Raw genomic sequence first — 8,105 nt, 5'->3', positions numbered from 1 at the left:
GAGTAGAGATCAATCTTTTCAAGAATTCGAATCAGCAAAGAAAAGAAGCCCACCACTGCGTTTAGAATGAAAAAGAAGAAGTTTACGAAAAGCTCATTAATCAGAACCCATGCCCCATTAAAGGAAGCGAACCCAGTTGGCTCCATGTAGGACTTGAGAGAGAAGATATCGACTCCCCTTAGTTTGTCAAAAGCTTCTTGCATGGATTCACCTCCTAACTAGCGTATTTATTTTCAAGGCTTGATGATACCGTAGCTTTCATTGGTTTTAGAAGCATATCAATATCTTCAAAGATGTTGTGTACGGAAATCATATTGAGATTACCATACACGTCATAGTACAGGCATTGGCCAGAGATCATATTATCAATCCATTCGAGATTACTTTCAGTGACTTCAAGATTGACGTGTTTCAAGATATCTTCTCGTTCAGACTTTTCATAGAAAGCAAAGATAGTCCCAAATCCCGTTGTATCATCGTCATTTTCTGCATCATGTACAGATTGAGTAATCAGTGCCAAGGTATTATTTTTGGAGCGTCCAATCCGACGCATATTTTTGATAACAGCTTTTCCTTCTGCCGACTTCATAAGAATCCATGCTTCATCAAAGAACTCAATGGTATCTTCATTTTCATTTCGTTCTCCAAAGTGGGTACAGAAGGCACCAAGCGCAAACATGAGAGCAATAGAGTTGCGTTCATGATCTGAAATTTTTGTGGAATCGTCCTTTGGTAGTTTGAGGTTATTGACCTCTAGGATGGTCACTCGTGATTCATAGTTAAGGCCTTGAGTGGTACCATCTGAAAAGGCTAGTTCCAAGATAGAGTTTGTGACAATTGAGGTCAGATAACGACCAACTGATGCAATTTCTGAGGAAGTAGAGTCTCTCAACACTTTTAGGACGTGTTTAAAGCCGACTTTCTCACCAGCGACTCGTTTCTCCACAATCGCATTAATAGCTTCTGTGATCGCTGTTTTCTGATCCATCGTGACATCATCTACAGCTTGTAGTAGAAACTCAAGCATGTTTTTTGCGACCTCTACAGCTTGTTCTTTATCTAGAACGACAATAGGATCTAGTACTCCATGGTTTGATGGTAGTGAGCTATCTAGTGTCACAAAGTTAAAGTTCTCAATCTGTTTCTTTCGTTCAGGATAGAGGCGTGCGAATTCAGGTGAGTTGATCACTTCTTGGTAGTGATTTCTCAGTTCTCGTTTAGGGTCAATGTAGAGGGTCTTAACATTCTGTAAAGCCACACTTAAAAAGATGATCTGAGCAAGAAAGGATTTCCCTTGACCTGTTGCCCCCGTAATAATGATGTGTGGGTTCTTAGTGATTTTTCCAGCGATATCTTCTTTATTTCCCACTGTCGCATTGTAGAGGACGATGTTCTTTGAGGAATCAATAGCTTTCGCAATATTGTCCCAACGACCTGTCCAGTTATCTACTCGACCGATATACCAACCGATACGGTTTCCAGAAGAGGTATTGGTGAAGGGCATAAGTTCTGAAAAACCACGAGCTGTGACCATATGTGTCCAGGTGCGAGTTTTCTTTTGGAGGTTTTCTCCATAGAGCAGAGCTTGAAAGAGATAAGGTCCGTCTTGAGAGGCCTCACTGATTTCAACGCCCATATCATCAAAATAGTTTAAAACCACTTGCCGTCTTTGTCGTAGTTGGTTCACACTAGAAGCAGAGACGATCAGATAGGCTCCATATTCGATGATATCTTCCTTGTTTCCGACTTTCTTCATTAAGTCTTTTAGGGAGATGGATCCCATGATGATCTCGTCTTGTTGGACAGTATCGGTATTTTCTGCCTCTTCCATAATGTTTCTGTAACGTGTATTCGAACGTCCCATTCGACCCTTGATTTTACCAGTATCAATGAATTCTGCTTTGATTCGTAGCTCAACGGGAAAGTTCAAACGTTGGATAAATTCTCCAAGATGAAAACCGTTGAATTGAACAGGAAATTTACCTACAGGAAGAATCGTCACAAAAGAAGATCCATAAGGGCTTTCTAGCTTGAGGAAGCCACCTTTTAGGACTTTAATCAAGGTATCAGTGATATTGAATTGAGCACGATTGGCGAGTACCTCCTTCTTGTAGTGAGGGATATAGCGGAGGTATTGCATCCGCTGGTAATAAAAGAGTTCTTCATTAGATAAACGCTTTGCCCGAAGGACAGAGAAGGCTTGAAAGATAGTAAATTCATCACTTTTATAGTCTTCACACCAAGTGGAACTTAATTCATATTCATAGCCAAGGCCTTTTGCGATTTTTTCAGTAAACTCATTAAAGCTCTCATAGGCCAAGTCTTTGACGGTAGCTCCATGATTTTGTTTGCGTAAGGTCACGCCCACGACCCAGTCAAACTGATAAGGGATCTCCATTTCATCTGTTAGACGATCCACCGTGTAAAGAAGTAATTCTTCTCCTAGTTCACGACTGTCATCTGCTAGAGCGTCTGAAAAGTCTCGCATTTTCTCTTCTAAGAGATAGTCTTTAGGGATCAGAGATATTTCAAAGAACTTGTTTTTCTGGAGCTTCTTCATCATTTGAGCAACCGTAATTTTGTGTTTGCCCTTTTTCTCATCATCTGTAATGGTGATGGGAGTGTTTGGAATACGGTAATACGCAACGACTGTTTGATCTTTTTTGAGAGCTAGATTTTCATGTGTTTCCCTAATAGGATAGGTTAAAGTAATACTCATAGGTCCTCCTTTTCTATAGATTTGTTTTTTCAAAGACAATTTCTTCTACAGGCTCTATTCGATCTTCATGGTAGATTGCTTTTTTATTGAGCTTGAAATCCCAGAAGTAAATCAGGTAATCTCCAATAAAGACATGCATCTTTTTACCGTGAGGCTCGTATTCAGTATAGAACTTAGCCAATTTGTAAGGGAGATACCAATAGAGCAAGAGAGAAATTGAATGAGTGATTTTTGCGAGTGGCACAAAGATAAATCCTCCAAAGAGTAACATGGACACAAAAACGATAATAAAGACAATGAAAAAGGACAACTGCATCGGTGTTGCAAAGTACCATAGTCGAGTGCCCTTTTTTGTCTTAATTTCTTGGATCCAATAAGGAGCATTTAGGCCCTTACTGTAATCATAAAGTCTTTCTTCATTCATACTTAAAGTCCTGATTCAATACCGAAGAGTCGCAGGAACCAGCCGACTGCTTTTAGGATATCTTGTCCTTTGGCAATAGAAACAATAACGGCATAGAAACCAACGACAGAGAAGAGTTGAAGCCAAGAGCTGTTTCGCCAAGCCTTGATCGCTAAGAGCACAGCAATGGCTGTCAGGATCCAAATTCCATCGCCCTGGAGGAAGGTTCGTAGATTGTCTGTATTCATAGAGTTCTCCTATTCTTTATCATTTGCATAATTTAGTGGAATGGTGTGTTCTAGTTTTGTGACATAGTAGGTCTTTTCTTTTTCTGAGAGGGTAAAGGTGAAGTTTTCTGAATGAGTGGTTCCTCCAACCTCAAAGGTTGCTTGAACATAAGCGATTAGATTCTGACCGTCTTTTTTTAGATAGGTATAATCAATCGTTTTGAAGGTGGTATTGGCTATAATATCCACATCCTTAGCAATCAGATTGAGGTTGTCTTGGTTAGTAGTATAGTTGGTAAAGAAGACCTTGAGGAACTTTTCAACTTTCTTACGCTGACCATCTGAAAAGTGGTCGTTAGCGGTTAGTTGGAGCTGATCGTCTTCGCTAAAGTGGCCAGCTTGTGAGGATTCAATAGCAGAGAACCAAGGAAGGCCGGAGATATAGTATTTCCCATCTTTTTCATCAAATGGAATATTGAAACCTGTCACGATTTCTTTTTCTTCTGTGTTATTATCCCGACGGATAGTCTCCTTGTATTTGATCTTATAGGTCGCAACTTTTCCTTCTACAGTTACTAATTGAGAGTAGAGAAGTTCACTAGGATTTCGAACTTGGCCCTGTGCTTTCACATCAGGAATGAAGTTGTAAAAACTATTTAAGTATTCTACTTGGGCTTGTTGTTTGTCTCCTTCTTGTGGGAGGGTGAAATAGGCATAGACATAGTCATTCAAGTAGTACTGGAGTTTGTAGTCGTATTTTTTACTAGACTCCATTGGCTGTGCCTTTTGTTTTTTAGTAGCCTCCACTTGAGCTTGTAGTGTTCCAACTTTATTTGAAAGTGTGATAGCACGAAGAGATCCCAAGAGACCAACAAAAAGGAGGAAAGAAATTCCTCCTATGACTGCAATATTGACGGTCTTTTTATTGGTGACTTTTAGTTTTGATGGGCCTCCTTTTTTCTCCACCTTTTTGAAGTGTGAGAGATATTCTTTTGCTTGAAGCAAGTAGCGTTTGGCTTTATCCATAGATCCTCCTTTTAGAGACCAGCGAGTTCAATGAGCTTTGATCCTTTTGCATAGAGGCGCTTATTTGCTTTTTCAATCTCGCCATTAATGTAATAGTAGCCTCGCAACTCAGTTTGGAGATGTTCGATCAATTCAGGTTTTAGGTCTTTGGCTTCTTCTTTTTTTAGGAGACTATTTAATTCTCCAGCTTTGGTCCAAGCCTCTCTGTGATCTTTCTTTTTAAGCAATTCTCCCAGTTCGTTCGTGACTTGAGAGACTTTCTTTTCAAAAATAGTTTTAGTGGCCATTTCAATTTCCTTTCTAAATGTTTCTTGGTTTTCTTTGATGGTCTTTTGAATATAAGCAATGAGTGAGGGGCGCATTTTCTTATTTACGCTCAACACTTGACCATCTAAGGTAAAACAGGCATGTTCATAGTTATAGAATCCCCTACTATCGGGAAGATCTTCTGTACATCTGCCAGCACATTCGTAGTAGAAGTCCTTGCCTTTTCGTAAGAGGATATACATATTCCAGAATTCATGTTCTGGAAGAAGCAGAAAATCTGCTTGATAAATCTTCTTTAACATCTTAAGAAGCCTCAAGCAGATCATCGTATCCTAGAGCTTGGTAGATAAAATCTGAATCAAACCAGAGCCAGTCATTGATTTGTCCTTCTGTTGGCGTATCACCAGAGAAGATATCTTCACATATGACAGTTAAGGTATCTACTCCACCACGTTCACGGACAGTGTTCAAGGTGGTTAGCCCACCAGACCAAGCTTTAAAGTTTTCTAGTGAATTGATTTGAACTTTGTATTCCATATTGCTTTTCCTTTCTATTGTTCATAGTGTTTATTGGTTTTGAGAAGTCGTAACATGGCTTTTCCTCGATCAGTGATCTCTCCGCTATTCTGAATCATTTTCATGTATTCTGTTTGGAGGATCTTGTCTGCTTCAGTGACTAGTGCAAGGGAGTTCGCAACTTGATAGGTCAGCCAGCGAATCGTTCGCTCAATACTGTAAGGCTGTGGGTTGGTTGAAAGTTTTAAGGGTTCGACACCTCCAAAGAGTTTTTGCCATTTTTTATCAGGTTTATAAGCTCCAAAACGGGTAACTCCATCATAGACTTGGATTTCTTTGTTTATGATACCTCGTGCGATTTCTCCGAGGTCTACCCCGTTGATGTATTCCTCCACAATACCTTGAGCTTTCTGATCTGAAAAGCGGAGTTCATAGCGATTCCAGATACCAAAAATCTCCAAGGATTCGTCCAAGGAGATGTTTTCCATTCGAGCTATTTCATAGCGCTTTTCATAAAAGTTGAAGTAGAGTTGACTTTGACGGCTCCCAAAGTAAATGGATAAACCATGATTCGCTTCCATGTCTTCATTATCTGTAAATGATCCACCACCCGTGATATTCCATTTCTTGATCGTGTCTAGAACAATCTCTTTGGAATAGAGTTTATCAATCAATTTGGGAATTTGAATTTGTTCGTCCTCGTGACCGTAACCCTTATAGAGTTCATCTAGAGCGATATCGAGACGCTTCACCCGAACATCTTCATAGGAATAAAGAATATCTTGAAGAAAGATCTGCCAAGTGATTCCCTTGTCTTCTAGTAGTAATTCCAATTCACGGCATCCTTGACCGGACAGTTGAAGACAAGTTTGGTAGTCATTGGTCACAGACTTATCAAAGAAATCAAAAATCCAGATGTTTCCTCGTTGCCATAAGTGGGTATAGTTCATAAGGCGAGTTTCTTGGTCTGTAAATTCACTAAGGTGGCAGTGAAGAAAGTTTTCACAGAAAGCATCTAAATCCTTTAATCTCGGAAAGGTCAATCGTAGATAGTCGATTTGAGCCCGAAGACTGTTTTTATCGCAATCTTGATAGTAACCAAGTCTTTCTTTAAGTTCTCTAAACTTATCAATCGTCAGTCCTCTTTCGCCTGTTTCATAAGAGCGATAGGTTCTTGTAGGGAGATCAACAGCTTGTGCAAATGCTTTTTGACTAAGTCCTGTTTGTTTTCTGAAATTTTTAATATGAAAAGGACTAATTTTGTCCATTCATCGCAACACCTCTTTCTAACAAAGTGACACACTTTTTTGACGAAAGTGACACACTTCATAAAAATTGAAAACCCAACTCCCATAAGGAATGAGGAGGGGTGGACTTGGCGTATTTGCCAAATGTAACCCCCCTATTAGATAACGGGGGTTCATTGTCATCATGAGCCAGGAACGGCGGGCTTCGGTCTTCGCCTGACCTGCGGTCAGGCTTGCCCTTGCCCTTGTCCTAGCCCATGATGACGGACAATCGCTTCAATAGCTTTTGGATAGGACTTGCGTCCATCTTCCTCAAATCGGGTGATGGTTTCAAGAAGTAACTTTTCTTGAAAAGGTTCAATGAGAATAGCGGAGTCAGTACGTTCAAATGAAATTCCGTGCTCTTCCATATAAGGGATGATTTTCCGAAGAGTTTGCATCTTTAAATCATACTCATCCGCAAATTCTTTGAGTGGTCGCTTGTTTGATTCGTTTTCTATAGTCTCCTCTTCCTCTATAGGGTCAATTGTTTCAACTGGTGGTTTATATTCTTCAAATACTGAGAATTCTTCTCCTTCAAACTCCATGATGGGAATTTTAGAGTAGGCATCATAGAAGGAGAAACCTTGATCGAGCGGTACATAAGGAGAGAAAAACTCACCAGCCAACTCACCATTATTTGCGATATAACCCCGTCCTTTGACTTTTACTCCATTGATTTCATCCAGCTTTTTAAACTCTTTAGTCTTATTAGCATCTCCAAACATCATGTCATATCCTGTTGATTCTAAATGACCGACGGAGAGACGCTTCATAAAGTTATCCCGAAGAGCAGTTTTGATAAATTCTCCATCAGGACGTTGCATAGCAAAGATGATAAAGACTCCAGCTTGACGACCTTCTAAAACTAATTGGGAGAGGTATTCCATGAGTTCGGACTGTTGGCTATAGTCACGGTCAATTTTTGCCATAAGAGCTGCCCACTCGTCTACCAGGATGAATTTTGGTTTCATGTCATAGTGAGTAAAGTTTTTTCCAGCTTGGAATTTTGGCGAAGTGGACATCCTTTCATAGCGTTTTTCCATGAACTCTACATTCTCTTCAAAACAGTTGATGATATCTTCCTTACTAGTATAAACACGGCCATGAAAGACTGGAATCTTCTTTAATCCAGCCAGGTCCGAATTCTTTGGGTCACAGATATCGACAAAGCCAATTTTAGCTAGTGCATAAATTATGGTCATGAGAACAACTGTTTTTCCTCCACCTGTTCCACCGCCGATGAGAAGATGAGGTTCTTCAATATAATCCCAAGATACATCTTTCATGAGCTGGAGTTTTGAGCCTTTGATTTTTACTTCATCGATGGTGATTCGGCTATCAATCCTATTAATAGCAATTTCATATTTGATAAAGCGATTATCAAAGATTTTATTACGAAAGTCCCCGTTAAACATGACTTCAAGCGTAGCTCCAAGGTTGAGAAAGCGATCTTGAAATTTATTACCTTCAAGAATAAGACTCACTTCAATCTTGTAGCGAGACTGCTTGACATACACTTGAGGTAAGGTGATTTTTTCAACGATCTTATTCTCACGTCTAACCTTTTTAACCAAATAGAGGTTATTCTCGAGTAAGAAACGAGAGAGTATTCGAAGACTATTGAGCTTTTGAAAGAAGAGTACCTTCCTGTAGCAAAC

8 protein-coding genes and 1 pseudogene are annotated in these 8,105 nt (G+C 39.8%); all 9 read right to left on the bottom strand.

Annotated elements, in window-relative coordinates:
- Window positions 1-203 (bottom strand): annotated as a pseudogene (locus tag HMPREF2918_RS00055) (conjugal transfer protein); the annotation flags it as partial.
- Between the two features lie 11 nt (window positions 204-214).
- Window positions 215-2,719, bottom strand: coding sequence for an ATP-binding protein (locus HMPREF2918_RS00050; RefSeq protein WP_070594259.1), 2,505 nt, complete (start codon window positions 2,717-2,719; stop codon window positions 215-217).
- A 13-nt stretch (window positions 2,720-2,732) separates the two neighbouring features.
- Window positions 2,733-3,143 carry a conjugal transfer protein gene (locus HMPREF2918_RS00045; protein WP_070594258.1) on the bottom strand — a complete coding sequence of 137 codons (411 nt, stop codon included), beginning with the start codon at window positions 3,141-3,143 and terminating at the stop codon, window positions 2,733-2,735.
- A 2-nt stretch (window positions 3,144-3,145) separates the two neighbouring features.
- Window positions 3,146-3,370: a TcpD family membrane protein gene (locus tag HMPREF2918_RS00040; protein WP_003005585.1), complete on the bottom strand. Its 225-nt coding sequence runs from the start codon at window positions 3,368-3,370 to the stop codon at window positions 3,146-3,148.
- A 9-nt stretch (window positions 3,371-3,379) separates the two neighbouring features.
- Window positions 3,380-4,375 carry a conjugal transfer protein gene (locus HMPREF2918_RS00035; RefSeq protein WP_070594256.1) on the bottom strand — a complete coding sequence of 332 codons (996 nt, stop codon included), beginning with the start codon at window positions 4,373-4,375 and terminating at the stop codon, window positions 3,380-3,382.
- A gap of 11 nt (window positions 4,376-4,386) precedes the next feature.
- Window positions 4,387-4,944, bottom strand: a complete 558-nt coding sequence (locus HMPREF2918_RS00030; protein ID WP_070594254.1) for a conjugal transfer protein — start codon at window positions 4,942-4,944, stop codon at window positions 4,387-4,389.
- Window position 4,945: 1 nt separating this feature from the next.
- On the bottom strand, window positions 4,946-5,179 hold the full coding sequence (locus HMPREF2918_RS00025) for a hypothetical protein (RefSeq protein WP_000456042.1): 234 nt from the start codon (window positions 5,177-5,179) through the stop codon (window positions 4,946-4,948).
- Between the two features lie 14 nt (window positions 5,180-5,193).
- Window positions 5,194-6,426 (bottom strand): replication initiation factor domain-containing protein, encoded by a 1,233-nt coding sequence (locus tag HMPREF2918_RS00020; protein WP_070594252.1) that lies wholly within the window; start codon window positions 6,424-6,426, stop codon window positions 5,194-5,196.
- A gap of 206 nt (window positions 6,427-6,632) precedes the next feature.
- A partial coding sequence (locus HMPREF2918_RS00015; protein ID WP_070594250.1) for an FtsK/SpoIIIE domain-containing protein occupies window positions 6,633-8,105 on the bottom strand: 1,473 nt, incomplete at its 5' end.

Source organism: Streptococcus sp. HMSC065C01, assembly GCF_001813525.1.
Classification (GTDB): Bacteria; Bacillota; Bacilli; order Lactobacillales; family Streptococcaceae; genus Streptococcus; species Streptococcus parasanguinis_V.
The sequence above is the reverse complement of the archived record's forward strand: the minus strand, read 5'-3'. Positions and strand labels throughout refer to the sequence as shown.

Coding starts and splice junctions, on each gene's coding strand:
- HMPREF2918_RS00040 (WP_003005585.1), bottom strand. CDS start 3,370: ATGAATACAGACAATCTACGAACCTTCCTCCAGGGCGATGGAATTTGG.
- HMPREF2918_RS00020 (WP_070594252.1), bottom strand. CDS start 6,426: ATGGACAAAATTAGTCCTTTTCATATTAAAAATTTCAGAAAACAAACA.
- HMPREF2918_RS00025 (WP_000456042.1), bottom strand. CDS start 5,179: ATGGAATACAAAGTTCAAATCAATTCACTAGAAAACTTTAAAGCTTGG.
- HMPREF2918_RS00050 (WP_070594259.1), bottom strand. CDS start 2,719: ATGAGTATTACTTTAACCTATCCTATTAGGGAAACACATGAAAATCTA.
- HMPREF2918_RS00035 (WP_070594256.1), bottom strand. CDS start 4,375: ATGGATAAAGCCAAACGCTACTTGCTTCAAGCAAAAGAATATCTCTCA.
- HMPREF2918_RS00045 (WP_070594258.1), bottom strand. CDS start 3,143: ATGAATGAAGAAAGACTTTATGATTACAGTAAGGGCCTAAATGCTCCT.
- HMPREF2918_RS00030 (WP_070594254.1), bottom strand. CDS start 4,944: ATGTTAAAGAAGATTTATCAAGCAGATTTTCTGCTTCTTCCAGAACAT.